Origin of the sequence: Nocardioides sp. Root140 (assembly GCF_001426745.1) — a bacterium.
GTDB lineage: Bacteria > Actinomycetota > Actinomycetes > Propionibacteriales > Nocardioidaceae > Nocardioides.
Genome location: NZ_LMFI01000010.1, coordinates 1370128 through 1395496 on the forward strand (window position 1 = coordinate 1370128; position 25369 = coordinate 1395496).

General features: G+C 70.3%; 29 protein-coding genes and 1 pseudogene. 16 read left to right on the forward strand and 14 right to left on the reverse strand.

What is annotated here, in order from left to right:
• Positions 1 to 53 precede the first annotated feature (53 nt).
• From ASD30_RS16850 to ASD30_RS16870, 5 genes are all read right to left on the reverse strand, one after another.
• The gene (locus ASD30_RS16850) at positions 54 to 1241 is read right to left on the reverse strand and encodes a CaiB/BaiF CoA transferase family protein (RefSeq protein ID WP_056683877.1); all 1188 of its coding nucleotides are present in this window, start codon (positions 1239 to 1241) and stop codon (positions 54 to 56) included.
• Positions 1238 to 2560, reverse strand: a complete 1323-nt coding sequence (locus ASD30_RS16855) for an MFS transporter (protein ID WP_200950094.1) — start codon at positions 2558 to 2560, stop codon at positions 1238 to 1240. Before ASD30_RS16855 ends, ASD30_RS16850 begins: the two co-directional genes overlap by 4 nt.
• Positions 2561 to 2583: 23 nt before the next feature.
• Positions 2584 to 3378, reverse strand: coding sequence for an enoyl-CoA hydratase-related protein (locus ASD30_RS16860; protein ID WP_056683879.1), 795 nt, complete (start codon positions 3376 to 3378; stop codon positions 2584 to 2586).
• A gap of 153 nt (positions 3379 to 3531) precedes the next feature.
• On the reverse strand, positions 3532 to 4557 hold the full coding sequence (locus ASD30_RS16865; protein ID WP_056683882.1) for a LysR family transcriptional regulator: 1026 nt from the start codon (positions 4555 to 4557) through the stop codon (positions 3532 to 3534).
• A gap of 40 nt (positions 4558 to 4597) precedes the next feature.
• Positions 4598 to 6091, reverse strand: coding sequence for a SulP family inorganic anion transporter (locus tag ASD30_RS16870; RefSeq protein WP_082563891.1), 1494 nt, complete (start codon positions 6089 to 6091; stop codon positions 4598 to 4600).
• Positions 6092 to 6182: 91 nt separating this feature from the next.
• Here ASD30_RS16870 and ASD30_RS16875 point away from each other — a divergent pair, with 91 nt between their 5' ends.
• The 3 genes from ASD30_RS16875 (at position 6183) to ASD30_RS16885 (ending at position 8235) form a co-directional block, all read left to right on the forward strand.
• Positions 6183 to 6590, forward strand: a complete 408-nt coding sequence (locus tag ASD30_RS16875) for a MerR family transcriptional regulator (protein ID WP_200951165.1) — start codon at positions 6183 to 6185, stop codon at positions 6588 to 6590.
• A 69-nt stretch (positions 6591 to 6659) separates the two neighbouring features.
• Positions 6660 to 7490 (forward strand): SMP-30/gluconolactonase/LRE family protein, encoded by an 831-nt coding sequence (locus tag ASD30_RS16880; RefSeq protein ID WP_056683891.1) that lies wholly within the window; start codon positions 6660 to 6662, stop codon positions 7488 to 7490.
• Between the two features lie 52 nt (positions 7491 to 7542).
• Positions 7543 to 8235, forward strand: a complete 693-nt coding sequence (locus ASD30_RS16885; RefSeq protein ID WP_162250990.1) for a 2'-5' RNA ligase family protein — start codon at positions 7543 to 7545, stop codon at positions 8233 to 8235.
• Positions 8236 to 8284: 49 nt separating this feature from the next.
• Here the strand turns inward: ASD30_RS16885 and ASD30_RS16890 are convergent, their stop codons facing one another.
• On the reverse strand, positions 8285 to 8950 hold the full coding sequence (locus ASD30_RS16890) for a response regulator (RefSeq protein WP_056683897.1): 666 nt from the start codon (positions 8948 to 8950) through the stop codon (positions 8285 to 8287).
• A complete protein-coding gene (locus ASD30_RS16895) occupies positions 8947 to 9714 on the reverse strand; it encodes a sensor histidine kinase (RefSeq protein ID WP_057294162.1) in 768 nt (255 codons plus the stop codon). Before ASD30_RS16895 ends, ASD30_RS16890 begins: the two co-directional genes overlap by 4 nt.
• Before the next feature lie 197 nt (positions 9715 to 9911).
• On the opposite strand from ASD30_RS16895, the gene ASD30_RS16900 reads away from it, so the two are divergent.
• A complete protein-coding gene (locus ASD30_RS16900) occupies positions 9912 to 11285 on the forward strand; it encodes an FAD-binding oxidoreductase (protein WP_056683903.1) in 1374 nt (457 codons plus the stop codon).
• Positions 11286 to 11300: 15 nt separating this feature from the next.
• Here the strand turns inward: ASD30_RS16900 and ASD30_RS16905 are convergent, their stop codons facing one another.
• Positions 11301 to 11810, reverse strand: a complete 510-nt coding sequence (locus tag ASD30_RS16905; protein ID WP_056683906.1) for a putative immunity protein — start codon at positions 11808 to 11810, stop codon at positions 11301 to 11303.
• A 99-nt stretch (positions 11811 to 11909) separates the two neighbouring features.
• On the opposite strand from ASD30_RS16905, the gene ASD30_RS16910 reads away from it, so the two are divergent.
• The 7 genes and pseudogenes from ASD30_RS16910 (at position 11910) to ASD30_RS16935 (ending at position 17165) form a co-directional block, all read left to right on the forward strand.
• A complete protein-coding gene (locus tag ASD30_RS16910) occupies positions 11910 to 12608 on the forward strand; it encodes a FadR/GntR family transcriptional regulator (protein ID WP_235532611.1) in 699 nt (232 codons plus the stop codon).
• Positions 12605 to 13366, forward strand: a complete 762-nt coding sequence (locus ASD30_RS16915; RefSeq protein ID WP_056683911.1) for a creatininase family protein — start codon at positions 12605 to 12607, stop codon at positions 13364 to 13366. The genes ASD30_RS16910 and ASD30_RS16915 overlap by 4 nt, the downstream gene beginning before the upstream one ends.
• 123 nt (positions 13367 to 13489) lie before the next feature.
• Positions 13490 to 14467 (forward strand): alpha/beta hydrolase family esterase, encoded by a 978-nt coding sequence (locus ASD30_RS16920; RefSeq protein WP_056683912.1) that lies wholly within the window; start codon positions 13490 to 13492, stop codon positions 14465 to 14467.
• Positions 14464 to 16014 (forward strand): AbgT family transporter, encoded by a 1551-nt coding sequence (locus ASD30_RS16925; RefSeq protein WP_056683915.1) that lies wholly within the window; start codon positions 14464 to 14466, stop codon positions 16012 to 16014. The genes ASD30_RS16920 and ASD30_RS16925 overlap by 4 nt, the downstream gene beginning before the upstream one ends.
• Positions 16015 to 16143: 129 nt before the next feature.
• Positions 16144 to 16251 (forward strand): annotated as a pseudogene (locus ASD30_RS27980) (hypothetical protein); the annotation flags it as partial.
• Positions 16252 to 16336: 85 nt separating this feature from the next.
• Positions 16337 to 16660, forward strand: a complete 324-nt coding sequence (locus ASD30_RS27225) for a hypothetical protein (RefSeq protein WP_200951166.1) — start codon at positions 16337 to 16339, stop codon at positions 16658 to 16660.
• Positions 16661 to 16814: 154 nt separating this feature from the next.
• Positions 16815 to 17165 (forward strand): DUF1330 domain-containing protein, encoded by a 351-nt coding sequence (locus ASD30_RS16935; protein WP_056683919.1) that lies wholly within the window; start codon positions 16815 to 16817, stop codon positions 17163 to 17165.
• Positions 17166 to 17179: 14 nt separating this feature from the next.
• On the opposite strand, the gene ASD30_RS16940 is transcribed toward ASD30_RS16935, so the two are convergent.
• The 4 genes from ASD30_RS16940 to ASD30_RS16955 all read right to left on the reverse strand — a co-directional run bounded on the left by ASD30_RS16940 (position 17180) and on the right by ASD30_RS16955 (position 20613).
• Entirely contained in the window at positions 17180 to 17860 is a 681-nt protein-coding gene (locus tag ASD30_RS16940; protein ID WP_056683922.1) for a Type 1 glutamine amidotransferase-like domain-containing protein, read from the reverse strand.
• A gap of 115 nt (positions 17861 to 17975) precedes the next feature.
• Positions 17976 to 18518 (reverse strand): hypothetical protein, encoded by a 543-nt coding sequence (locus ASD30_RS16945; protein WP_156393680.1) that lies wholly within the window; start codon positions 18516 to 18518, stop codon positions 17976 to 17978.
• A gap of 312 nt (positions 18519 to 18830) precedes the next feature.
• Positions 18831 to 19952: a sensor histidine kinase gene (locus ASD30_RS16950; RefSeq protein ID WP_327152740.1), complete on the reverse strand. Its 1122-nt coding sequence runs from the start codon at positions 19950 to 19952 to the stop codon at positions 18831 to 18833.
• The gene (locus tag ASD30_RS16955; RefSeq protein WP_056683930.1) at positions 19939 to 20613 is read right to left on the reverse strand and encodes a response regulator transcription factor; all 675 of its coding nucleotides are present in this window, start codon (positions 20611 to 20613) and stop codon (positions 19939 to 19941) included. Before ASD30_RS16955 ends, ASD30_RS16950 begins: the two co-directional genes overlap by 14 nt.
• An 87-nt stretch (positions 20614 to 20700) precedes the next feature.
• Between ASD30_RS16955 and ASD30_RS16960 the strand changes: the two genes are divergently transcribed.
• Both ASD30_RS16960 and ASD30_RS16965 read left to right on the forward strand, forming a co-directional pair.
• Positions 20701 to 21369 carry a M15 family metallopeptidase gene (locus ASD30_RS16960; protein WP_056683935.1) on the forward strand — a complete coding sequence of 223 codons (669 nt, stop codon included), beginning with the start codon at positions 20701 to 20703 and terminating at the stop codon, positions 21367 to 21369.
• A gap of 5 nt (positions 21370 to 21374) precedes the next feature.
• On the forward strand, positions 21375 to 21962 hold the full coding sequence (locus tag ASD30_RS16965; protein WP_056683938.1) for a VanZ family protein: 588 nt from the start codon (positions 21375 to 21377) through the stop codon (positions 21960 to 21962).
• Between the two features lie 77 nt (positions 21963 to 22039).
• Here ASD30_RS16965 and ASD30_RS16970 read toward each other — a convergent pair whose 3' ends face one another.
• On the reverse strand, positions 22040 to 22483 hold the full coding sequence (locus ASD30_RS16970) for a DUF6069 family protein (protein ID WP_082563895.1): 444 nt from the start codon (positions 22481 to 22483) through the stop codon (positions 22040 to 22042).
• 209 nt (positions 22484 to 22692) lie between these two features.
• Between ASD30_RS16970 and ASD30_RS16975 the strand changes: the two genes are divergently transcribed.
• The 3 genes from ASD30_RS16975 (at position 22693) to ASD30_RS16985 (ending at position 24770) form a co-directional block, all read left to right on the forward strand.
• Positions 22693 to 23055, forward strand: coding sequence for a YciI family protein (locus tag ASD30_RS16975; protein ID WP_056683941.1), 363 nt, complete (start codon positions 22693 to 22695; stop codon positions 23053 to 23055).
• A 51-nt stretch (positions 23056 to 23106) separates the two neighbouring features.
• On the forward strand, positions 23107 to 24321 hold the full coding sequence (locus tag ASD30_RS16980; RefSeq protein WP_056683945.1) for an RNA polymerase sigma factor: 1215 nt from the start codon (positions 23107 to 23109) through the stop codon (positions 24319 to 24321).
• A 110-nt stretch (positions 24322 to 24431) separates the two neighbouring features.
• The gene (locus ASD30_RS16985) at positions 24432 to 24770 is read left to right on the forward strand and encodes a YciI family protein (protein ID WP_056683948.1); all 339 of its coding nucleotides are present in this window, start codon (positions 24432 to 24434) and stop codon (positions 24768 to 24770) included.
• Positions 24771 to 24798: 28 nt separating this feature from the next.
• On the opposite strand, the gene ASD30_RS26685 is transcribed toward ASD30_RS16985, so the two are convergent.
• Entirely contained in the window at positions 24799 to 25044 is a 246-nt protein-coding gene (locus ASD30_RS26685; protein ID WP_156393681.1) for a hypothetical protein, read from the reverse strand.
• Between the last annotated feature and the right edge of the window lie 325 nt (positions 25045 to 25369).

Here is a 25369-nt window from a genome sequence, read left to right on the forward strand (position 1 = left end):
ATGATGAGTGGCCGGGCACGACGATGGGTCCGGCCGGACGGACGTTCTTCGGGTCAGCCGCCGAGGCCGATGACCTGTGCCGCAGCGAGGTCCTCGATCTCCGCCGGGTCGTAGCCGTGGGCGCCGAGCACCTCGACGGTGTGCTCACCCAGGCGCGGGGCGGCGGTGCGCGGCCCGTCTTCCGCCGATCCCAGGTGCCAGGGCGAACGCAGGGTCGGATGGGTGGCACCGTCGGGCTCGATCGCCTCGATGAACAGGCCGGCGGCCTCGACGTCGGGGTTCTTGATCACCTCGTCGTACCCGCTGATCCGGCCGGCCACGACGCCGTTGGTCGTGAGCAGATCCATCGCGGCGTCAGTGGTCAGCGAGGCGAACGCGGCACGCAGCTCGACCAGAAGCGGGGCCCGGTTGGCCACGCGGTCCTCGTTGGTGGCGAACCGGGGGTCGCCGGGCAGGTCGTCGCGCCCGATCAGCCCGCACAGTCGGGCGAAGTGCTGCGGCGAGTACGCCGACACGACGATGGCGCCGTCGAGCGTGGGCATCAGGTCGGCCGCGGGGGCGATGGTCGGCTGCCCGTTGCCGCGGCGTTGCGGGCTCTGTCCGGTCAGCAGGTACTCGCCCCAGTTGGGACCCTGCAGGTGTACGGCGACCTCCAGCAACGAGACCTCGACCTCGTCGCCGAGCCCGAAGCGCACCTTGCGGACGAAGGCCCCGAGCACGGCCTGGGCGAAGACGTGGGCGGCCGCGGCGTCGACCACGGGGAAGCCCACCCGCTGCGGCTCACCGTCGGACTCGCCGGTCACCCACATGATGCCGCTCTCTGCCTGGGCCGCAATGTCGAGGCCGGGCCGATTGCGTGAGGGGCCGTGCAGGCCGAACCCGCTGACCGTCGCGTAGACGATGCCCGGGTGCCTGGCACGCACCGCGGAGGCATCGAGTCCGAAGCTCTCCATCACACCTGGACGCAGGTTCTGCACCACGATGTCGGCCTCGGCGACGAGCCGCTCGGCGATCGCACGACCACGAGGGTCCTTGAGATCGAGCGCGATGGCCCGCTTGCCCCGGTTGTAGGTGCGCAGGATCGCCTCGCCGTACACCCCGATGACCCGGGCTGCCTCGCCGGTGACCGGCTCGACCTTGATCACGTCGGCGCCGAGGTCGGCCAGCACCTGGGTGGCGGCGGGCGCGGCGATGAACTGTCCGAAGTCGACGACGCGGACGCCATCCAGCGGGGCGCTCATCGGATCGCCGCCACACGCTCGCGAATGCGTGCCAGGTCGCGCTCGGGCCGCACCAGGAGGAGGGACAGGGCGCCACCGATCGTCATCAACAGGCCGGTGACCGCGAAGCCGTGGTTGTAGCCGGTGATGGCGTCGGGTGCGGCGTCGACCAGGTAGCCGAGCAGAAGCGGCGCCAGAACGCCCGCCATGCTGTAGAACGCGACCAGGCAGCCGAGCACGGTGCCCCGGCGCTTCGGGTGGACGACGTCACCGATGGCCACGAAGGCGACGGCGTACGCCGCGGAGTTCATCGAGAACGCGAGGGTGATGAACACCATCTGCAGGGGCCCGCGGTCGATGATCGTGAACAAGTACATCGAGAGCCCGGCCAGCACGACCAGCCCCCCGGCGAAGTAGCCGCGGGTGATGCGGCGGCTGACACCGCGTTCGGTGAGTCGGTTCGAGGCCAGCCCGGCACCGACCGCCGCGACCGCTGCCACGGCGTACGGGAAGGTGATCAACCGGCTGCTGGTGACCGCGTCGTAGCCGAGGCCCTGGCTGAGGAAGAGCGGCAGCCAGGCCACCTTCAACGTGGTGGACCAGTAGGCAAAGAAGGTCAGGAGCGCGGTGCCGATCACGGTGCCGGTGGTGAGGATGACCCGCAGAGGCGCCTCCACCGGGGCGGTGTCAGGGTCCACCACCACACTGGTGCCCAGCACGCTGCCCTCGGGGGGTGCCGAGCGGCCGAGCAGGAGCCAGGCGGCCAGCCACAGCACACCCGCGACGGTCAACACGCCGAATGCGGCGTGCCACGACCAGGTGACAATCACCCAGGTCAGCAGGGGTGCCGCGATCAGCGGGCCGATCGAGGCGCCGGCGGTGATCACGCCCGCCGGCAGGCCGCGCTTCTCGGGCGGGAACCACGAGTGCACGATGTGGGTGCACAGTGCGTATGCCGGGCCCTCGGCGAACCCGAGCGCAATCCGGCAGGCCAGCACCGCGGTGAACCCGAGCGGCCACATCAACGGGGCCATGGTGAGCACCCAGACCAGCATCAGGCCGGCCACCAGCCAGCGCGCATCGATGCGCGAGGTCAGTGCACCGATGGTGACGGCGCCGACGGCGAACAGCCAGAAGAATGCGCTCTGCAGCAGGCCGAACTGCTTGGCCGATATGTCGAGGTCGGCCATGATCTGGACCCCGGCGAACCCGAGCACCGCCTTGTCGGCGAAGTTCAGGAGCATGAAGACGAGGAGCAGGATCGTGACGGTCCAGGCGCGTCTGCGGAAGGCCCGTTGGCCGGGTGCCTCCGTGGGGCGCTCAGTGGTGTGCGTGGTCATGGGTGTCTCCGGTCGGTGAGGGCTCAACGGCCCGCGAAGGCGGGCTCGCGGCGCTGGAGGAAGGCCGACGCGGCCTCGCGGGCGTCGTCGGTGTGGAAGGAACGCACCATCCGCTCGGTCTCGGACCCGAGGTAGGCGGCCAGCGGCTGGGTGGTGGCGTCGAGCAGGTTCTGCTTCATCGCCCGGGCAGCCAGGGGTGCGGCCGCGGCCAGTCGAGTGGCGAGGTGGTGGGTCTGTTGGTCGAGCTCCTCGTCGTCCGCGACGGAGGTGACCAACCCGAGGTGTTCGGCGCGGGTGGCGTCGAACTTGCCCGGCAGGAGGAAGAGCTCGCGGGCCCTGGCCACACCGAGGATCCGGGTGAGGAACCAGATGGCGCCGAGGTCGCCGGAGAGCCCGGCGGCCAGGAAGGCCGTGTTGAAGACGGCGCTGCGTGCGGCGATGCGCAGGTCAGTGGCCAGGGCGAGGGAGAGACCGGCGCCGGCACAGGCTCCGTTGATCGCGGCGATCGTGACCTGCGGCATCTGGTGTAGCCGCTCGGCCACGCGGGCGGCGTTGCGCAGTCGCGCGGTGTCGGCCTCCACAGAGTCGCCACGAAGCGACCGCGTCTCCGGCGCTGCCGCGAGGTCGGCTCCCACGCAGAAGGCGCGTCCGGAGCCGGTGAGCACGACCACCCGCACGCGGGCGTCCGCCTCGATCCGGCCGAGGACGTCGTACAGCTCACCGAGCAGCTGCACGGACACGGCGTTGCGCCGCTCGGTGTTGCGCAGGGTGACGGTTGCGATCGAGTCGGTGGTCGAGCAGGTGACCTGTGCTGCCATGTGGAGCTCCCTGGTGTGGCGTGTCGTGGTTGACGTACGTCACATGAAACGGGAGGAGCACCGACAGCGTCCAAGACCAAAAGTGGGCCAGCTCAATTGGGATTGCCTATCAGTCGTACGCCGACCCACAGCAGTGCACGACGACCCGGAGCGCTATCGCTCCGCGGGACCTGCGGGATAGATCGGTCCGATCTCGTCGAACAACACGCGTTGCCGACGCTCGATCGCGGCGACCACCTCGGCGGAGGCATCCACTCGCGAGGCGCCGGCTGCCATTCGGCGCACGACCGCGCGTTCCCACGAGGCCAACTGCTGGTGGGTGTAGTCGAGGAAGGCCGCCGCTGCGGGAGTCAAGCGGTCCGAGCGGTGGATCGCTCCGATGGACCAGGACACGTGCGGGCTCAGGTCGCGCACGACCGCGCCTCGCTGGCGTGCCTCCAGGGCGACGCGCTGCGGGAGGATTGCCGCACCTGCACCGGAGAGCACCATGGGTACGACGGCGCCACGCTGCGGCACCTCGACCGCGACGAGCGGCTCGACGCCGCCGGCGCGCAACATCGACTCGACGTGGTCGCGACTGGTCGTGTTGCGCTCGCCCATCACGAACGGGACGCCGTCGAGCGAGCTGACCTCCACGGTGTCGGGAAGGTCGGTCGGGGTGCCGGGCGGGAAGACCACCACGAAGTGCTGGTCGACGAGGAAGTCGTGCGACAGGTCGTTGACGTGCACCGGCAGCACGGTGATGCCGAGCTCGCAGGCACCGCCCTTGACCAGGTCGACGATCTCGCCGATGCGGTCCCGCTCCTCCACTCGCAGTTGCACCAGGGGGTTCTTCACCCGGAACTGAGCCACCCACACCGAGAGCGGATCGGTCGAGGTGTCGGACAACGCCGCAATGTCGATGCGTCCGCCCTGCAGGTGCTCCACCGCCGAGACTGCCTCCCGGGCCAGCTCGATGTCTCGGAGCACCTGCCGCGCCGGTCCGATCAGCGCCTCCCCAGCACTGGAGAGCACGAGGCCCCGGCCGACCCGGTGGAACAGCTGCGCCTGGATGTCCTTCTCGAGCCTGCGCAGTGACTGGGAGAGCGAAGGCTGCGCGACGTGGAGTGCGGTGGCCGCCCGGTTGACCCCGCCATGTTCGACCACGGCCAGGAAGTACTCCAGTTGGCGGGGATCCATGGCCGCAGCCTAAGCCGTCTCCCGTGATGCGGGTGCGTCGTCAGGGCAGCTCGCCGGTCAGCTTCCAGTGGCGCTGGGCGCTGCTCTCGTTGAGCCCGACGATCTCGACAACCTTGCCCTTGCGGGCGTACTTCGTCGTGATCGCGTCGAGCGCAGCGACGGTCGAGGCGTCCCAGACGTGCGACGCGGAGAGGTCGATCACGATGCGTTCCGGGTCGTCGGCGTACGCGAACTGCGTGTAGAGGTCGTTGCTGGAGGCGAAGAACAGCTCGCCGGTCACGCGGTAGACCGCACTCGCACCGTCCTCGTCCTCGACGAGCTCCCGGTGGGTCTCCGTGAGGTGTGCGACCCGGCGGGCGAACAGCGTCATCGCGACCAGCACGCCGACCACGACCCCGATCGCGAGGTTGTGGGTCGCGACGGTGACCACGACGGTCGCCACCATCACGCTCGTCTCGGACCTGGGCATGCGGCGCAACGTCGCCGGCCGAATGCTGTGCCAGTCGAAGGTGCCCACCGACACCATCACCATCACGGCGACCAGAGCCGCCATCGGGATCAACGCCACGACGTCACCGAACCCGACCACGAGGACCAGCAGGAACGTGCCGGCCAGGAAGGTCGAGATGCGCGTGCGGGCACCGGAGACCTTCACGTTGATCATCGTCTGGCCGATCATGGCGCAGCCGCCCATGCCACCGAAGAACCCGGTGACCACGTTGGCGGCGCCCTGCCCCCAGGCCTCACGGGTCTTGTCGGAGTGGGTGTCGGTGATGTCGTCGACGAGCTTGGCGGTCAGCAGCGACTCCAGCAGTCCCACGACGGCCATGGCCAGTGCGTACGGCGCGATCACCTGCAACGTGTCGAGGGTCAGCGGCACGTCGGGCAGGAACCAGGTCGGCAGGCTGTCGGGCAGGTCGCCCTGGTCGCCGACGTCCGGCACGTTGACGGCGCCGACGACCGTGAAGGCCGTGAGAGCGACGATCGCGACCAGTGGCGCCGGGACGACCTTGTTGACCCGCGGGAATCCGACGATCACGGCAATGCCGACGGCGATCATCGGATAGACCGCCCACGGTACGTCGACCAGGTGGTCGACCTGGGCCTCGAAGATGAGGATGGCCAGGGCGTTGACGAAGCCCACCATCACCGAGCGCGGGATGAACCGCATCAGCCTGGCCACTCCGGCCAGCGCGAGCGCGACCTGGATCAGCCCGCCCAGGAGCACAGTCGCGATCAGGTAGTCGTAGCCCTGGTCGCGCATCACCGGCGCGATGACCAGGGCCACGGCACCGGTGGCTGCCGAGATCATCGCCGGACGCCCGCCGAGGAACGAGATCGCCACCGCCATCGTGAACGAGGCGAAGAGTCCGACCCGCGGGTCGACGCCCGCGATGATCGAGAACGAGATCGCCTCGGGAATCAACGCCAGGGCCACCACGAGTCCGGCCAGGACCTCGGTGCGCAGGAGCCGTGGAGAACGCAGGGCCGCGCGCACGGTCGGCTCGGGTTCGTGGGGCAGGGTGGTGCTCACGGGGCTCCGTTCATGGCCGGCTGACAGCGCACCACCCTAACCTCACGTAACGTGAGGGTTGGCATCGACAGTGATGTGAGAGGGACCACCTGTGACCAGCGAACCCGCCGCAGCGGACGGCCCAGCAGTGATGCACATCGGCGAGGTCGCCACCCGCACCGAGCTGTCCCTGCGCAGCCTGCGGCACTGGGACGAGGTCGGCCTGCTCCGACCCTCCGGGCGCACTGACGGTGGTTTCCGGCTCTACACCGAGTCCGACGTCGAGAAGATCCTGGTGATCCGGAGGATGAAGCCGCTCGGCTTCACACTCGAGCAGATGAGCGCGGCGATGCGCGACCTCGAGACGGTTCGCGACCCCGCCGCGGCAGATCGGCACGACGTGGCCCGCGAGCGACTGGTGGGCATCCTTGCCGACGCCGGAGAGCGCCGCGAGAAGCTGGAGCGGCAGCTCGGCATGGCGGACGAGTTCATCGACCTGCTGGGGCAACAGCTGTCCTGACGCCGTCGACCGCACGATGATTCCGGACGAGTCCTCGGGTCTGCACTGGAACCCGACCAGGAGGCAGCCATGGAGACCATCATCGAAGGGATCGTGTTCGGGGAGTCACCCCGCTGGAGGGACGGGCGGGTGTGGGTCTCCGACTGGGCCCGCGGACGTGTCTCCTCCGTGGAGCCCGACGGCAGCGGTGAACGGGTCGAGGCCGAGGTCGCGTCGTTCCCGTTGTGCTTCGACTTCCTCCCGGACGGAGACCTGCTGCTGGTCTCGTCCGCGGACCGTGCCCTGTTGCGGCGCGAGGCCGACGGCTCGCTGACGACGTACGCCGACCTGGCCGGCCTCGCCTCCACGCCGTACAACGACATCGTCGTCGTCGGGCGTGGCAACGCCTACGTCAACAACATCGGCTACGACTTCCCCGGTGGCGAACCGCGCCCGGGCATCGTGGTGCTGGTGACCGGTGACGGCCGGGCCTCCGAGGTCGCCGACGACCTCCAGTTCCCCAACGGGATGGCGGTCACGGCCGACGGCAGCACGCTGGTCGTGGCCGAGTCGCACGCCGAGCAGCTGACGGCGTACGACATCAGCGCGGACGGGACCCTGTCCGGACGGCGGGTCTGGGCGGAGACGCCCGGCGACCATCCCGACGGCATCTGCCTCGATGAGACCGGCGCGATCTGGTACGCCGACGTCGGCAACGCACACTGCCGTCGGGTGCGTGAGGGCGGCGAGCTCCTCGACACGATCGCCTTCGCCCGCGGTGCGTTCTCGTGCACGCTCAGCCGCGCGGGCGAGCCGACACTGTTCGTGGTCGGCCAGGACTACGGCGGTCCCGACGATGCGCCGCCCAGTGGCGTCCTCGGTGCCTTCCCGGTCCGACACGGCGGTGCCGGGTTCCCGTGACGAACACGCTCGGCACGGGTCGGGCGTTGACTCTGGCCGTGAGGCGGCAGACGTGCCATTGTGTTCCCTCGTGGCGCACAACGGCACGATGGACGTGCGGATCCCCGTCCAGAGATCCGCACAGGCGGGTGAGCACTTCGCCGTACTCCTCCATCTCGACGACCCGGCCGAGCAGCGGGTCCATCGCATCTGGGACGCCCTCGACGACCACGGCACCAGGCCGGTGCGGTGGTCACACGGCCCGGAGTACCGACCTCATGTCACGCTCGCCATCGCCCGGGCCTTCGACCTGGAGCATGTGGAAACGGTGCTGGATCCAGTGCTCTCCCGGGCACGGGGCCTGGCCGTTGACCTGACCGCGGTCGGCTTCTTCGTCAGCGACAAGGCCCCCGCGTTCCTCGCGGTCAGCCCCACGGTCGATCTGGTGACCCTGCACCGCGACGTCCATGCGGCCCTCGACGCGGAGCCCGCGCAGGTGCACGGCAACTGGGACTACTACCGTCCCGGCACCTGGCTGCCGCACTGCACGCTGGCGATGGACGCCGACACCCCCGGCACCGTCACGTCCGCAGTCGGGTCGGTCGACGACCTGCCGATCCGGGCCACGGTCTCGGCCGTGCGCCTCGAGCCGGTTCCCGCGCAGCTCCTGCGGCCGGGACATTCCCGCGGCGGTGAGCCGCAGCACCGCGCCGGCCCACAGCACCGGAGACTGCGCCGTCGCTTCCTCGTCGGCGACCAGCGTTGACCCGACCGCTTGCTGACCCGACCCGTGCTGACCCGACGGGCCGCCGGGCTCAGGTGGTGGTGCGCGGAGCGACCAGCCCGGACTCGTAGGCGAAGACCACCAGCTGTGCGCGGTCGCGGGCCCCGAGCTTGGTCATCGACCGGCTGACGTGCGTCTTGGCGGTCATCGGGCTGAGCACCATGCGGTCGGCGATCTCGTCGTTGCTCAGCCCGTGCGCGACCAGGGCGACGACCTCACGCTCCCGGTTCGTCAGACGGTCCAGCTCCACGCCGGAGAGGACGTCGGCCGGACGGGCCACGAACTCGCTGATCAACCGCCTGGTGACGGCGGGCGAGAGCAACGCGTCACCGCGCATGGTCACTCGCAGGGCCTGCAGCAGGTCGTCCGGCTCGGCGTCCTTGACCACGAAGCCGGCCGCGCCCGCGCGCAGGGCGTTGAAGACGTACTCGTCGAGCCCGTAGTTGGTCAGCATCACCACGTGCACTCCGGCAAGGTCGTCCTCGCCGGTGATCCGCCGGGTCGCCTCGATGCCGTCCATCTCCGGCATCTGCACGTCCATCAGCACGATGTCGGGGCGGTGCTCCTCCGCCAGGGCGACGCCCTCGCGACCGTTGCCGGCCTCGCCGACCACGCTGATGTCGTCCTCGGCGTCGAGGAGCGCGCGGATGCCCATCCGGATCAGCGGCTGGTCGTCGACCAGCACCACCCGGATCACGAGGCGGGTTCCGCCGGGAGCTCGGCAAGCACCGTGAATCCCCGGTCGGCGCCGGGCTCGGCCCTCAGGTTCCCGCCGAGCGCGGTGACGCGTTCGCGCATCCCGACCAGGCCGTAGCCCGGCACCGGCGGCCGACGCGAACCCGCTCCGTCGTCCTCGACCCGCACGGTCAGGGTCCGCTCGTCGTACGTCAGCTCGACGGCCACGTTCGCCGACCCGGCATGCCGCGTCACGTTCGTCAGGGCTTCCTGCACGACCCGGTACGCGGTCTGCTCGACCTCCGACGGCACGCGGCGTACCCGTCCACGGATCCGGTAGCTGGTCGGCAGCCCCGTCGACCGGGCCCGCTCCACCAGGGTCGGCACCCGCTCCAGCCCGCCACCGCCGCCGTCCTCGTCGCGACGCAGCACGTCCAGGGTCGAGCGCAGCTCACGCACCGCGTCACTGCTGGCCTCCTGGATCGCGAGCAGCGCCGGCGACGGCTCCTCGCCGTTCTTCCTCGCCAGGTGGGTGGCCACCCCGGCCTGCACCTTGATCACCGAGATGCTGTGGGTCAGGGAGTCGTGCAGCTCGCGGGCGATCCGCAGCCGTTCCTCGACGGCGAGCCGGCGGGTCTCCTCCTCGTGCGTGCGTTCGGCCTCCTCGGCGCGCTTCTCCATCTCGGCGACGTGCGCCTTCCACTGGTGGGCCGCCATCACCCCGAACACCGCGGAGACCATCCAGCCGGTGCGGTAGAACCTCGCCCATCCACGATCTGTGCGCATGCCTCCGAGCCTAGGGTCCCGGCCCAGGACGCGCATCCGTCATGGGGAGTAGGGCCGGCCTACTCCGCCGGGAGTACGGACGCGGCCGCGGACCGGTCCGGCGGGTAGCCGGAAGTGACGCCCCTGGGCCGACGCGGTCAGGGCTCGTTTCGCGAACGATCGACGGCATAGACATCGGACGAACGAGGGAGAAGCGCATGAGCCTGCATGACACGACGACGGCCACCGGCACGTTGGACACCGAGACCGTGGCACCCGGCGACGAGGAGTACGACGACGCGGCGCGGGTGTTCTTCGGCACCGGAGCCCCGGAGCTGGTGGTCCGGCCTCGTGACGCCGACGAGGTCGCGGCCGCGCTGGCCCACGCCGTACGACGTGGCCTGGCCGTCTCGGTCAGGTCGGGAGGCCACAGCCTGCTCGGCCACGGGACGAACACCGGCGGCATGGTGATCGACCTGCGCCACCTCGACGGCATCGAGGTTCTCGACGTCGATCGCCGCGTGGTCCGCGTCGGAGGCGGTGCCACGTGGGGCCGGGTGGCCGAGGCGCTCGACCCGCGGGGCTGGGCGTTGACGTCCGGCGACACCGCCGGCGTCGGAGTCGGCGGGCTCACCCTCGGTGGCGGCTTCGGGTGGATGGTGCGCCGTCACGGCCTGGCCATCGACAACCTCGTCGCCGCGCGCGTGGTGACTGCCGGGGGGCGGCTGCTCACCGCCTCGGCGACGGAGAACCCCCAGCTCTTCTGGGCCCTGCGCGGTGGCGGTGGCAACTTCGGCGTCGTGGTCTCCTTCGACTTCGTCGCCCAGCCGGTGGCCACGGTGCACCGAGGCACGGTGACCTACCAGCTCGACGACGTGGCCGAGCTGGTCGTGCGTTGGCGCGACGCGATGCGTGCGGCGCCGGAGGAGCTGACCAGCACCCTGGTGCTCCCGCCGGCGGTGCCGGGCCAGATCCCCGAGGCGATGGTCCTGCTCTGCTACGCGGGACAGGGCGACGTGGCCGCCGCCAACGACGCCATCGAGCCGCTCCTCGAGCTGGGCACGGTGCTCCGGGCCAGCATCTCCGAGTGCCGGTACGCCGACCTGCTCGAGGACGCCGCGGCACCGCCGGGGCTCAGGGTCGCGGGGCGCAACACCCTCGTGCGTTCGGTCAACGACGAGGTCATCACGGCGATCGACCGACTGCACCGCAGCCCTGCCCCGGCGATGATCGCCCTGCGCAGCCTGGGTGGTGCGTTCTCCCGGGTGCAGCGCGAGGCCACGGCGTTCGCCCATCGTGACGCCGAGGCGATGGTGCTGTGCATGGCCATGCTGCCGGAGTCGGCGACGGACGACGACGTGGCCAGGGCACTGCAGCCGTGGGAGCCGGTCGCCGCGCGGGGCATCGGCAGCTACACGAACTTCCAGGGCTCGGCGTCGGCCGCGGACCTGGCCGCGGCGTACCCGCCGGCGACGTACGCCCGCCTGTCCCTGGTCAAGCGCGCCTACGACCCGGGCAACGTGTTCGCGCACAACCACAACGTGCTCCCCGGCGACGGGCTCCCGCGTCCACGGACGGCAGATCGACGATGACAGCCGCGTCGTGGCTCAGCAATCGAAGACCGACCAGCAGAGGTCGTTGCGCAGCCGCTGGTCGTCGAGCACCAGGGCGCGGATCTCCGGCGGCAACTGCTCCCGCTGCCACTGGCACTCGTGGCGCCCGGCCTCGTCGCTCTCGCCCTCGACGGCTCGTGCCGCCTTGATGGCATAGGCCGCGGCACCGAGGTCGTGCGCAGCGACATGGGCAACCGCGCCGGCCTGTCCCGCGGCGTACGCCGCATGACGAGGAGCACCACGCAGGTCCCTGGCCGCGCCCATCGCGTGGCCGCCAGCGGCTCGCGCCTCCATCATCCTGACCTCGCCGCGCACCCACGCCCGTGCGGCGTCGATGGCCTGACGAGGTCGCGGATCGTCGGGCCGAGCGGCCTCGAAGAGCGGCAGCACGTGCTCCGCGCAGTCGGCCGCCCAGAGGGCCAGGAGGTGGTGATCGGCGTCGGTGAGCGATCCGCCGCGGCGGATCGTGACCAGGCGCGGGTCGCGGACCTTCGAGAGGATCACGGCTGCCCTCCTGTTCGACCGAGCCGACCCCACGCACCCTACGTTTCTGCCTTCGGAGACCTTGACAGGCCAGGTCATCAAGTGATCTAGTCACTTGATGTGACCACCACCACATCGCACTCGACCGCCTCCCGCTCTCTGTCCGAGCGCATCGCCGACGCGATCGCCGACATGATCCGCACCGAGGGCCTGGCCCCCGGAGACCCGCTCCACTCGGCCCGGTCGCTGGCCGCCGAGTTCGAGGTCACCGTGCCCACGGTCCGGGAGGCGCTGCGGCGGCTCGAGGCCGTCGAGGTGATCCAGTTCCGGCACGGGTCGGGCACCTACGTCGGCGGCGGCGTACGACGTCGGCTGCTGGCCAACCCGCACACCGGCGGCGACCTGGCGTCGGTGCTCGAGCTGGTCGACGCCCGACTCCTGATCGAGCCCGGCATCGCCGCCGCGGCCGCGGCCAACCGCAACGACGAGCAGCTCGCCGCACTCGAGGCGACCACGCAGAACGCCCTCGTCCCCCAACGCGGCAACGAACGACCCCGCGAGCACTTCCACGTCGCCCTGGCCGCGGCGTCCGGCAACGCCTTGGTCTGCGACACCCTCGCGGCCCTGCTCGACGTACGTTCGCGCGACCAGGTCGAGATCCGGCGTCGCTACCACGACCGCGAGCGAGACCACGAGGAGCACATCGAGATCTTCCGGGCCGTCTCGGAGCAGGACGCCGCCGCGGCCGCCGAGCTCACCCGCACCCACCTCGCGGCGATCCGCGACACGGTCATCACCCTCGGCGAGGAGCTCGGATGAGCCGCCGGCTCGGAGAGATGACCACGGTCGAGGCCGGGGAGTCCGCCGCCGCCGGAGACGTCGTCATCCTTCCGGTCGGGGCGTTCGAGCAGCACGGCCCCGGCCTCCCGCTGGCCACCGACCAGATCCGCGCCGAGGCGGTCACCGACCTGGTCGCCGACCGCCTCACCGATCGCGTCGTGATCGGGCCCGCCGTGCCCGTCGGAGTCTCCCCGCACCACAGTGGCTTCGCCGGCACGGTCACCCTGCCTCCGTCGCTGTTCACCGCAGTGCTGCGCGCGTACGTCGACAGCCTGGCCGCTGCCGGATGGCGACGATTCCTCGTCATCAACGGGCACGGCGGCAACAACGCGGCGCTCGGCACGCTGGCGCAGGAGCTGCTGCACGAGCACCCCGACCTCGAGTTCGCCTGGACACCGTTGACCTCGGTGGCCGCAGACGTCGTCGCCTCGATGGACGTCGACGAGGTGCACGGTCACTGCGGGGAGGCCGAGACCGCCCAGATGATGCACGTCGCACCGCACCTGGTGCGTCACGACCGGCTCACCACCGGCACCACGAAGCTCGCCGACCTCGACCCGCTCTCGCGCCTCTCGCGACGGTCCGGCCATCCCACACTGACCGTGCGCTACGACCGCCTGTCGCCGATCGGCGTGCTCGGCGATCCCACCCGGGCCTCACCCGAGGACGGTCGACGCATCGTCGAGACGGTCGTCGACCGGATCACCGCGTTCGTCGAGGAGTGGCTCGACACCTGACCCGAGCCGACCGACTCCTCGGTCCGACCACCACCCCACCACCACCCCACCGACGACGCGTCCGCGTCGCCCGGACGCTTCCGCACACCCAGAATCCCTCTCCCCTCCCCGAAAGGTCCTCCCATGCGCGTACGACGCCACCTGCTCCGGGCCACCGCCCTCGCCGTACTGCCCCTGGCGGCGCTGGCCACCTCGCCCGCCCAGACGACCGCCCAATCGGCTGCGTCGTCCGACTCCGCGGCGTCGTCGGCCGCCTGCGCCCTCGAGGCTCCCCAACCCGACGGGACCGATGCCCGCTACGACCTGACCCTCGGGGGTCGCGAGCGCTCGTTCGTCCTGCACCTGCCGGCGGGCTACAGCATGCGGGAAGACTGGCCGCTGATCGTGGCCTACCACGGCCGCGGCAGCACCGCCGTCGAGCTTCAGGGCTACTCGAAGCTGTCCACGCTGCCGGCGGTCACGGTCTTCCCCGAGGGCGAGATCGGCACCGGATCCGGGTATCGCCAGGCCTGGCAGGGCGCGCCGTACGCACCGCCCGGTGTCGACGACGTCGCCTTCACCGCCGACCTGCTCGACCACCTCGACAGCACGCTGTGCGTCGACGAGTCGCGGACGTATGCGACCGGCAAGTCGAACGGCGCAGGGTTCGTCGCCCTGCTGGCCTGCCGGATGCCGGACCGCTTCGCCGCGTTCGCACCGGTCGCCGGCGCCTTCTACCCGGGCTCCCGCGAGGGCTGCGACACCGCCGCACCGACCAGCGTGATGGAGGTGCACGGCAGTGGCGACGCCACGATCCCGTACGCCGGGGACGCCGACCGCGACCTGCCCGCCATCCGCGACTGGGTCGACGAATGGGTCGTCCGCGACCAGTGCCGTCCCGACCCCAGGACCGCCAAGCGCGGTGACGACGTCACCCTCCTGAGTTGGGGCGGCTGCACCGACGGCACCTCAGTCGAGCACGTGGTCGTCGAGGACGGAGGACACGTCTGGCCCGGGGCCGACGTCTACTCCGGCGGTGGCTACGTCACGCACACCGTCGAGGCGCACCGCCTCATCTGGAAGTTCTTCAGCCAGCACAGCCTCGAGGAGGCCGACCGATGAGCGCCGAGAGCCCCACTGCACCCGCCCCCGAGCAGGAGAAGCTGCCCCGGCTGATCCGGGCGATGGCCGTCGTCGAACGCGTCGGCAACGCACTGCCGCACCCGTTCTGGTTGTTCTGGATCCTCTGCGGGGTCGTGGCCGTGATCAGTGCCGGACTGTCGATCGCCGACGTCTCCGTGATCTCACCGGCCGACGGCGAGCGCGTCGCCGTGCAGAACCTGATCAGCGGTGACGGCCTGGCGATGGCCCTGTCGACCGCGATCACCAACTTCGCCACGTTCCCGCCGATGGCCACGATCGTCGTGGTGATCATGGGCGTCGCGGTCGCCGAGCGCTCCGGCTTCCTCACCGCCGCCATGAAGGTCGGTGTCTCGCGGGTGCCGGCCGCCTGGGTGGTCTTCGCGGTCGCGTTCATCGGCACGGTCTCGCACGTGGCGTCGGCGGCGGCGTACATCATCCTCGTGCCGCTGGGCGGTCTCGCCTTCCAGGCCGTGGGTCGCTCCCCGATCCTCGGCGTCGTGGTCGCCTACACCTCGATCGCCTCGGGGTACGACGCCAGCCCCGTGCCGACTCCCAACGACGCCATCTTCGCCGGTATCACCACCGCAGCGGCCCGCATCATCGACGAGGACGCCTACGTCTCGCCGGTCAGCAACTGGTTCTTCAACATCGCCTCGTCCCTGCTCCTGGCAGCGGTGATCACGCTGGTGACCAAGCTGGTGCTCTCCAAGCGGACCGACCTCGCCCCCGACCCTGACGTCGACCTCGACGACATCGGCAGCCTGCACCTCTCCGACCGCGAACGCTCCGCGCTGCGCACGGCCAGCCTCGTGCTGCTCGGCCTCATCGTCGCCATCACCGCCGCCGTGCTGCCGAGTGGCTCGCCCCTCCGCGGCGAGGGCGGTCAGATCGCCGAGTCGCCGTTTCTCGACGGCATCGCCATCGTCGTCGCCCTGCTGTTCGCGGCCGTCGGCACCGTCTACGGGATGCGTTCAGGAAGCGTCGAGAACGCGGCCGACGTGCCCCGGCTCATGGCCGAGGGCATCAAGCAGATGGCACCGGTGCTCGTGCTGTTCTTCGCGATCGCACAGTTCCTCGCGTGGTTCGACTGGAGTCACCTGGGCGACGTCCTGGCCGTCGAGGCCGCGCAGTTGCTGGACAACAACGACATCCCGGTGCCGGTGATCTTCCTGATGGTGCTGGCCCTGCTGACGGTTGTGAACATCATGGTCACCAGCGGCTCGGCCATGTGGTCGATCGCCGCACCGGTGATCGTGCCCATGCTGATGCTGCTGTCGGTACCTGCCGAGACGACCCAGGCTCTGTTCCGGATCGCCGACTCGGGCTCGACCGCGGTCACGCCGATGAGCCCCTACTTCGTGATGGCCCTCGGCTTCCTCCAGCGCTACCGCAAGGACGCCGGCATCGGCACGCTCGCGTCGTACACGCTGCCCCTCGCGATCGCGATGACACTCGCCTGGACCGCACTGTTCTTCCTGTGGTGGGCGCTGGGCATCCCGCTCGGCCCGGGTGCGCCGGTGCGCTGACCGGTCCAGAATGGCGTCATGGCAGACCTCAGCGCACTGGCCACCGACGAGCGGAACGACCTGGCCGACTTCCTCGAGACCCTCGACGAGGAGGAGTGGTAGCGGCCGTCGCTCTGCCCGGGATGGTCGGTGCGCGACATTGCCGGGCACGTCCCGAGCTACGACATGCTGAGCAAGCCGGCGGTGCTGGCGCTGTTGGCCCGCTCGCGGTTCTCTCTCGGCCGTGCCAACCAGGCCCGTCTCGAGCTGAGTCGGCGCCTGAGCACTGCGGAGCTGGTGGCACGGCTGCGCGAGTACGCCGTTCCACAAGGGCATCACGGCGATGTTCGGCTGTGGGATCGCCCTCACCGACGGCGTCATCCACCAGCAGGACATCCGTCGTGCGTTGGGCCGTCCCCGGGTGGTGCCGCCGGAGCGCCTGGTCGCGGTGCTGGGGTTCATGCCCCGCGCCCGAGCCCTGCCGTCACCGGCAAACGTGCGCGGACTCCGCATCGTCGCGACCGACGTCGACTGGGCCGGTGGTAGTGGGCCCGAGGTGCGCGGCCCGGGTGAGGCCCTGGTCATGTCGCTCGCCGGTCGACCGGAGGCCCTGGCCGAGCTGGACGGCGCCGGACTCGCCACGCTGACGGCGCGGGTCACGGGATAGTCGAGTCATTGTCGTCGCCCGGGTCGCCCAGTCGCCCGGTCGACCTCGGCAGCGAGGCTGGCGCATGACCTCTGAGGTAATCGACTGGCCGCAGGGTGCGCGGCCAGACTCATGGTGCACGACCCGTTGCCGCCATCCAGATCGGAGAATCCCCATGCCTGCCTACGCAATCGCCCACCTGCACGACGCCGCACCCCACCCCGAGATCGCGGAGTACATCGAACGCATCCCCGGCACCTTCGAGCCGTACGGCGGCCGCTTCCTCGTGCACGTCACCCAGCACGAGGCGAAGGAGGGCGCCTGGCCCGGCCACGTCGTCGTGATCGGCTTCCCCTCCATCGATCGGGCCCGGGCGTGGTGGGACTCGGCCGCCTACCGCGAGATCGCTCCCTTGCGGGCACGCAACATCGGCGGCGACATCATCCTGGTCGACGGCGTGCCCGAGGGCTACGACCCTGCGGACACCGCGCAGGCGATGCGCCTCGAGCTCTCGGCGTCTGCCTGACCCGACGCGCCTGATCAGCCGACGGGTGCGTCGAACTGTCGCCAGTTGCCTTCGGAGACGACCTCGACCCTGCCGTCGTGCACCGTGATCGCGGTCGCGTCGTCGATCGCGTACGCCGGACCGCCGATCTCGGCCGCCCACTTCTCGGCGTCGACCATGCGGTTCTCCGGCAGGTCCGGGTGGTCGAGGTGCGGGAAGATCGAGAAGTCGACGATGCCCAAGGTGGTGTCGTCAGCGGAGGGCGCCCGCCACCCGACGAAGTCGGCGCCGATGCGTGGTGCCATCACCATGCTGCCGGCGCTCAGCCCGACCCAGACCGTCTCGGCGAGCTCCGGCACCAGGTCGGTCAGTCCGGACTCCCGCATCCAGTGGTTCAGGTAGAGCGCGTCGCCACCGGCAACGAGCAGCACGTCCGTCTCCCGGACCAGCGGCACCCACCGCTCGGCGTCGATGCTCGGCAGCGCGGTGAGCTCCAGCACTCCCACCGACTTCCACCCGAGGTCGACCATGTGCAGGGGGGACCGGCCGCTGATGAAGCGCCAGGGCCCTTCCCCCGGTCCGACGGACGGGTGGCCGTACTCCGCGGTCGGGATGGCGAGCGCGGTCGCGTCCGCGATCGGCTTGCCCAGGAGGTCGACCAGAGCGTCCCGGATGCTCGGGTTGCTGACTCCGGCGGAGGTGAGAAGAAGTTTCACGGCTGCTCCCGTTCGGAAAAGGATGTGGCGTTCCGAGTGTGGACCGGCGGGCGTCGGGAAACTCATCGCTGCCGGCGCGAATCCTCGCGGGCAGGCGTACTGGCGGCGCGGCGCTCTACTGCGGTGGGCCGACGGACGCCGGAGTCGTCAGTTCCCGAAGGTCGGCCGACGAACGGCCCGGCACGTAGGCGTACTTCCGGTCGCCGGCATCGAGGAGCGCGGTGCGGGAGCCCGCACTGCTGCGGATCAACTGCGACGGTGGCTCGTGCCCGGTCCGCTGAACGAGCCGGCCGCGACGCTTGATGAAGAGGACCTGCTCCGGGGAGTCTTCCACGATGGCATCGCCGCCCACGGCGTACTCCGCGACGTGCCCGCCCTGGTCCATGAGCAGCGGCAGGTAGTCACCGAACCAGCTTTCGAGGTGTTCCCGGCTGGCGCAGCCGCAGGCCAGGCGGTCGTCCCCGCGGTACGAGTCGAAGATGGCCGGGTCCTTCGGATGCGGCCGCGTGACCCGGTGCTCGGCCTCCATGTAGCGGGCCAGCTCCTCGGCCGCAGGGGTCAACCACTGCGAGGTGTAGGGCCCGAGCCAGGCAATGCGCCCGCCCGGTGGCTGGGCGAACTCGAGCCTCCAGACTCGTGCCACATCCTCTTCGCTCACCCGGTCCACCCTAGGGTGCCCGACGGCTCGGGCGCCGTCGCCACAAGTGATCCGAGTGGGCCGTCGATCGGTCGCAGTCCGCGGCTTCGCTGGACTTCCGGGCGCCGGAGGCAAGCCCGGCGACCACTGGGCGCTCCGGTCCGATCGGACCGAGAAGGCCCCACACTGCGTCCGATCGGACCGAGTGAGCGGATCTACTCGGCCCACATGGGCCCTACCACCTAGGAGCGGCCCGGCTCATCCTTCGCCCGACCTGATCGAGCGGCCCCGCCGGCACCGGCAAGCTCGACGGCGACGCGGATCTCGTTCAGGTCAGGTCCTCTCGTCCGGCTGGGTGTGGCGTGGCGGGGCGACCGGCAGCTCCACGGTCACGCGCAGCCCTCCGTCGGCGCGCGGCGTGAGCCTGAGTGTTCCGTCGTGGGCGCGCGTGATGCTGGAGACGATGGCCAGGCCGAGACCGACACCGGCGTGGTCGGTGCGGATTCGCTGCGTGCCGCGCTGGAACGGTTCGGCCAGCGTGGAGACCAGCTGGTCGGTGAGCTTCGCGCCGGTGTTCTCGACGGTCAGCACCACGGTCCCGGGTTGGACGCTGGTCGCCACCCACACGGTGCCTGCTTCGGGCAGGTTGTGCACGATCGCGTTGTGCACGAGGTTCGTGGTGAGCTGCTGCAGCAGGGCATCCGAGCCGACGGTGGCCGCCTGGGTGCCGGTGGTCTCGATGGTGATGCCCCGCTTCTCCGCCAACGGCAGCAGGGTCTCGGTGGTCTCCTCGGCCAGCAGGGACAGGTCGACCAGCTCACGCGAGAAGGCGCGGCGGTCCGAACGGCTCAGCAGGAGCAGAGCCTCCGTGAGGTCGATCGCCCGGGCATTGACGGCGTACAACCGGTCGATGAGCTCGTCGGTGTTGGGGTTCGGCTCGTTGCGGGCCACCTCGAGCAGGGTCTGGACGATTGCCAGCGGCGTGCGCAGCTCGTGGGAGGCGTTGGCCGCGAACCGCTGCTGCTCGGCGTCGTGCGCCTCGAGCCGGGAGAGCATCGTGTCGAAGTCGTCGGCGAGTGAGCGGAACTCGTCCTTGCGCCCCTCCATGCGGATCCGGTGGGAGAGCGAGCCCTCTGCGGCGAGGTGGGTGGCCTGGGTGAGTCGGGTCAGCGGTGCGAGCATCCGGCCGGCGAGGAACCATCCACCGATCAACCCGAAGACCAGCAGGAACGCCATCGCCTGGGCAGCCCTCGGCGCGAAGGCCTCGAGCAGGTCGGAGCGGGTGGGGTTGAACGGCGCCGGTCCGGGGCCGTACTGCGCGCGCTCGGGAACGTAGCGCAGCAGGAACACCCACACGGTGGCGAGCAGCAGGCCGCCGGCCACGATCAGGAAGCCGGCGTAGCTGAGCGTGAGCTTGAGCCGAACGCTCAGCCCCGGCGCCCTATTCACTGCCATCTCCCGTGTCGATGCGGTAGCCGACACCGGGCACGGTGGCGATGATCCAGGGCTCACCGAGCCGCTTGCGCAACGCCGAGACCGTGATGCGCACCGCGTTGGTGAACGGGTCGGCGTTCTCGTCCCAGGCCCGCTCCAGCAGGTCCTCGGCACTGACCACTCCGCCTTCGGCCGCGACCAGGACCTCGAGTACGGCGAACTGCTTGCGGGTCAGCGCGACATAGCGGTCGTCGCGGTAGACCTCACGGCGGAACGGGTCCACCCGCAGGCCAGCGATCTCACGCACCGGTGGCCGGTGGTGCGCCCGTCGTCGGTCGAGAGCCCGCAGTCGGAGCACCAGCTCGCGGAGCTCGAACGGCTTGGTGAGGTAGTCGTCGGCACCCAGCTCGAAGCCGGAGGCCTTGTCGTCGAGCCGGTCGGCCGCGGTCAGCATCAGGATCGGCATGCCACTGCCGGAGGCGACCACGCGTTGGGCGACCTCGTCCCCCGAGGGCCCCGGTATGTCGCGGTCGAGGACGGCGATGTCATAGGCGTTGAGACCGAGCAGCTCGAGCGCGGTGTCCCCGTCGCCGGCGATGTCCGAGGCGATCGCCTCGAGGCGCAGGCCGTCGCGGATGGCCTCGGCCAGGTAGGGCTCGTCCTCGACGATCAGCACACGCACACGCCTGATGCTACGAGCCCGCGCATATCGCCGGCGTATCCAAAACCGCATACGCCCTCGCAACTCGACGGTCCCTTGACTCGAGGCATGACCCTTCGAAACCCAGCACCAACGCGTGGTCGCCGTACCCGCCTGATGATCCTGGCCGTGCTCGCCGTGACCTGCGCGGCGCTCGTCGCGATCGCGCTGCCCGCCAGCGACCTGACCCAGCACGATTCCGGATCCGGCGTGTTCGGCTTCGAGATCGACCCCTCGGACCAGGGCGGCCCCGGGCAGCTCCTGGGCACCCGCGCCCGCCCGTCACTCGGCGGTTCGGGTCACGTCCCCGACGGCACGACCGTCTTCGACGACGACGTACCTGCGGTGGGCAACCTCGACCCCGACCTGCTCGCGGCGCTGCGCGAGGCCGCTGACGATGCCGCTGACGACCACGTCGGGTTCCACGTGAACAGTGGCTGGCGGTCGGCGGCGTACCAGCAGCAGCTCCTCAACGAGGCGGTCTCGCAGTACGGGTCGATGGAGGAGGCCTCGAGGTGGGTGGCCACCCCGGAGACCTCGGCCCACGTGTCGGGCGACGCGATCGACCTCGGTCCCCCGGAGTCCGCGGAGTGGCTGGCCGACCACGGTGACGACTACGGCCTGTGCCAGATCTACCGCAACGAACCGTGGCACTTCGAGCTGCGCACCGAGGCTGCCGATGACGGCTGCCCCGAGATGTACGACGACCCGACGCAGGACCCGAGGATGCAGCAGTGAGGTTGATGAGCTGGTACGGCTTGTTCGGCACGTTCACCGGCGTCGCGTTCCTCACCGTGGTCGCGGTGCCGTTGGCCGCCCTGGTGGTGGTCGCCCTCGCCCAGTGGCGCAGGGCCTCCGGCACCCCGCGGTCCGGGGCGTGGCGTACGGCGCTCGCGGACGTCGGGATGGTCTACGGGACGGTGCCGTGGGTGTGGATGACGATGATGCCGGGGAGTCACGCGGGCGAGGTGCTCGGCCGGGTCAGCCTGGTGCCGTTCCGCGACCTGGTCTCGATGGGCAGTCTCGGCATTGTCGGCAACCTGCTGGTCCTCTCCGCCCTGGGCTTCTTCGCGCCCCTGCGGTTCGCGCCGCTGGCCTCGTGGCCCCGGGTGCTGCTGTTCGCCGCGAGCTGCTCGCTGCTGATCGAGGTGGCGCAGTTCGTGCTGCTGCTCGACCGGGTGTCGTCCGTGGACGACGTTCTGCTCAACACTGCAGGCGCCGGCCTCGCCGCCTGGCTCTCACGTCCGTGGTGGCTCACGCCAGGAGAGGCCACGGTGTCTGAGGAGCCAGGAACGAGCGAATCGAAACCATCCACGGTCGCAGGCCGTTGAGCGCACGCCGAACCGGCCGGGCCATGTCGGCCCGGCCGGATGGTCACGCGGCCGCTTCGTCCACGGCCCCGACCCGATCAACGTGCGTCGGCCAGTCGACGCGCCAGGGTCGGGACCACGATCGCCGCGGCGACGACGTGCAGCGCGATCAGGGTGACCGCGGAGCCCGCGTCGAACCCGAACGTGACGTCGGGGACGAAGGACAGCACGGTCAACGCGACCGCCGTACGCACGAAGGTGGAACGCGGGTGACGGGCCTTGCGGGCCATCACGGCGGCCATGCCGACGCCGATGAGCGAGAAGACCAGGGTCAGCTGGGTGAACCCGAGGATCGGGATGCTCTCTCCGCCAGAGGTGTTCGCGAACGAGACACCGGCGGCCGACGCGATCGCCGCGAGGACGGTGGTGGCGACCGAGGCAACAACCGCAGCGGCGACACCGTGCTTCCAGACCGGCTGGCGCTCGTCGGTCGACGCGCTGTGGGTGGTGACCTGCGTGGTGGGGATCTGCGTGGTGGACATGTCGAACTCCGTTTCTCCTGCTGGCCGCCCTGTGCGACCTGCTCATGCCACTTCCACGAACGGGTCTCGACGGATTCGACAGGTCAGTGAGAATTTTTTTCTCTGGTTCGATTCGAGACTCCTGTGGCAGGTTGTCGTATCGGTGGCCTTCCGTTCGTAGTGGGGTTGAAGGCGGTCATCGGGACCGCCCGGAACTGAGGAGAAACGTGATGACTGCATATCTGATGTCCGTGCACGGTCCGGCCGAGATGGAGGAGTTCGGCAACTACGGCTCGAGGGAGGCGATGGAGGAGTCCTTCGCCGAGACCGGCCGCTTCAACGACAAGCTCAAGGCCGACGGCTACTGGGTCTTCGCCGGCGGCCTCCAGCCCGCGTCGACTGCGACCGTCGTCGACGGCCAGGGCGAGACGCCGGTGGTGACCGACGGTCCCTACCTCGAGACCAAGGAGCTCATCGGAGGCTTCTGGGTGATCGAGGCACCCGACCTCGACGTGGCGCTCAAGCTCGCGGCCGAGGCGTCCAAGGCCTGCCGCGGCAAGGTCGAGGTCCGCCCGTTCGACGGACTGGCCTGAGCCCAGGATGTCGACAGCGCAGCTCGAGACAGCCCATTTCAAGACGGCGCAGTGACGCAGACCGGGCAGGCGGCCGTCGAGCGGGTCTTCCGCGAGGAGTACGGCCGCCTCATCGCCTCGCTCGTACGCCGCTTCGGTGACATCGACATCGCCGAGGAGGCGGCGAGCGAGGCGCTCGTCACCGCGTTGGAGAAGTGGCCGGAGTCCGGCGTACCTCCCAACCCGGGCGGGTGGCTCACCACCACCGCGGGCAACCGCGCGATCGACCGACTCCGCCGCGAGAAGCTGCGCGACAAGAAGCACCAGGCGGCCTTCATGGACCACGACGACACACCCCACACCCCCACCGGGCCGGTCGAGGACGACCGGCTGCGACTGCTCTTCACCTGCTGCCACCCGGCGTTGGCGTCGGAGGCGCGCGTCGCCCTGACCCTGCGCCTCCTCGGCGGCCTGACCGTGCCCGAGATCGCGCAGGCGTTCCTCGTGCCCGAGACCACGATGGGCCAACGCATCACCCGTGCGAAGAAGAAGATCGCGGCCGCGAAGGTGCCCTACCGGGTGCCCGAGGCCGCCGATCTTCCCGAGCGCCTCGGCGGCGTCCTGACGGTGCTGTTCCTCGTCTTCAACGAGGGCTACCTCGCGAGTGGCGACGGCGACCCGGTGCGCGCCGAGCTGACCGGTGAGGCGATCCGGCTGGCCCGCATCCTGCACCAGCTGCTTCCCGACGAACCAGAGGTGACCGGGCTCCTCGCGATGTTGGTGCTCACCGAGGCCAGGCGTGAGGCCCGGGTACGCAACGGTCAGCTGGTCCCGCTCGGCGAGCAGGACCGCGCCGGCTGGGACCACGCGTTTATCGCCGAGGGCCACGACCTGGTCCGCGAGTGCCTGGCGATCAACCGGCCAGGTCGCTATCAGATGCTGGCCGCGATCAACGCCGTCCACACCGACGCCCCGAGCGCGGCGGACACCGACTGGTCGCAGGTGGTCGCGCTCTACGACCAGCTGACCCGACTCGACGCGTCTCCGATCGTCGCGCTCAACCGGGCGGTCGCGGTCGCCGAGCTCGACGGCCCCTCGGTCGGTCTGGCCCTGGTCGACCGGCTGCCGCTGGAGGGCTACCACGCCTGGCACGCCACCCGGGCCGACCTGTTGCGCAGGCTGGGTCGCACCGTCGAGGCGAAGGAGGCGTACGACGCGGCGATGACCGCCACCCAGAACTCGGCCGAGATCGCCTACCTGGGCCGGAAGCGCGGCGAGCTGGTCTGAGCCAGATCTGGCGAGAGTTTCTTCTGGGAGACTGTCGGATCCGGCACAGGCCGTTCGTAGCAGAGGTGAGAGGCGCCCTGAAGCGAGCGCCGGGACAAGGGAGTTGTGCGATGACGCAGTACCTGATCTCGTTCGATGACGGCTGGATGGACTTTCCCGACGAAGAGCTGCCCGACGTCGCCAGGGCCGCCAACGCGGTGGTCGAGGAGGCCCGGGCCGCGGGCGCCTGGGTCTTCGGTGGAGGGCTCGAGAGCCAGCGGGCCAGCGTGGTGGCCACCGACGGCACGATCACCGACGGTCCCTACCCGGAGACCAAGGAGGTCCTCGGCGGGTTCGCCGTCGTCGAGGTCGACTCACGCGAGGAGGCCCTCGAGTGGGCCGCCAAGATCGCGGTCGCCTGCCGGTGCTCGCAGGAGGTCCGCGAGCTCCTGCCCGACCCGACCGTCTGATCGGAACGGCAATCTGAGCCTTCGCCGCTCACCTGCCGTCGTGGTACGGCGGGAGCGGCGGAGGCTCCGGCCAGCCACGCTTCTGCGCCGCATAGGCGTACAGCCCACGGAACAGTTCCCGGCTGACGTCGCGCTCGTTCTTCAACCCGAGGTAGAGCTCCACGGGCGCGTAACAGGTCGTCGAGCAACGCCCGTCCCGGCCTGGCTTGCGATGCATGAAGCGCAGTTTCTCCCGGTCCTCCACGAACAGGAAGAAGTCATTGTCGTCCGTCACGTTCTGCAACCACCAGGTACGCCAGTCAGGATCGCGATGGAGGTCGATGGTAGCGAGTTCCGTGGGACCTTCGCCTTCGACATGGCAGGATTCCCCCGACTGAGGCGAGTACCGAAACTCATCCACCCGATGCTGATTCCCCACGGATGAGCGAGGTACCACTCGCCGATCTCATCATTCATCACAGTCCCCTCGGCATCCCGATGGGAAGGTGTCCGGCCTGCTTCTTGTAGCGCGCCGTGTGAAACGCTTCCCACTTCCTGGCCGTCCGCCAGCCAATCACATCTTCGCGCACCCGCTTCCACCGACACTCGAGGCCTGTTGC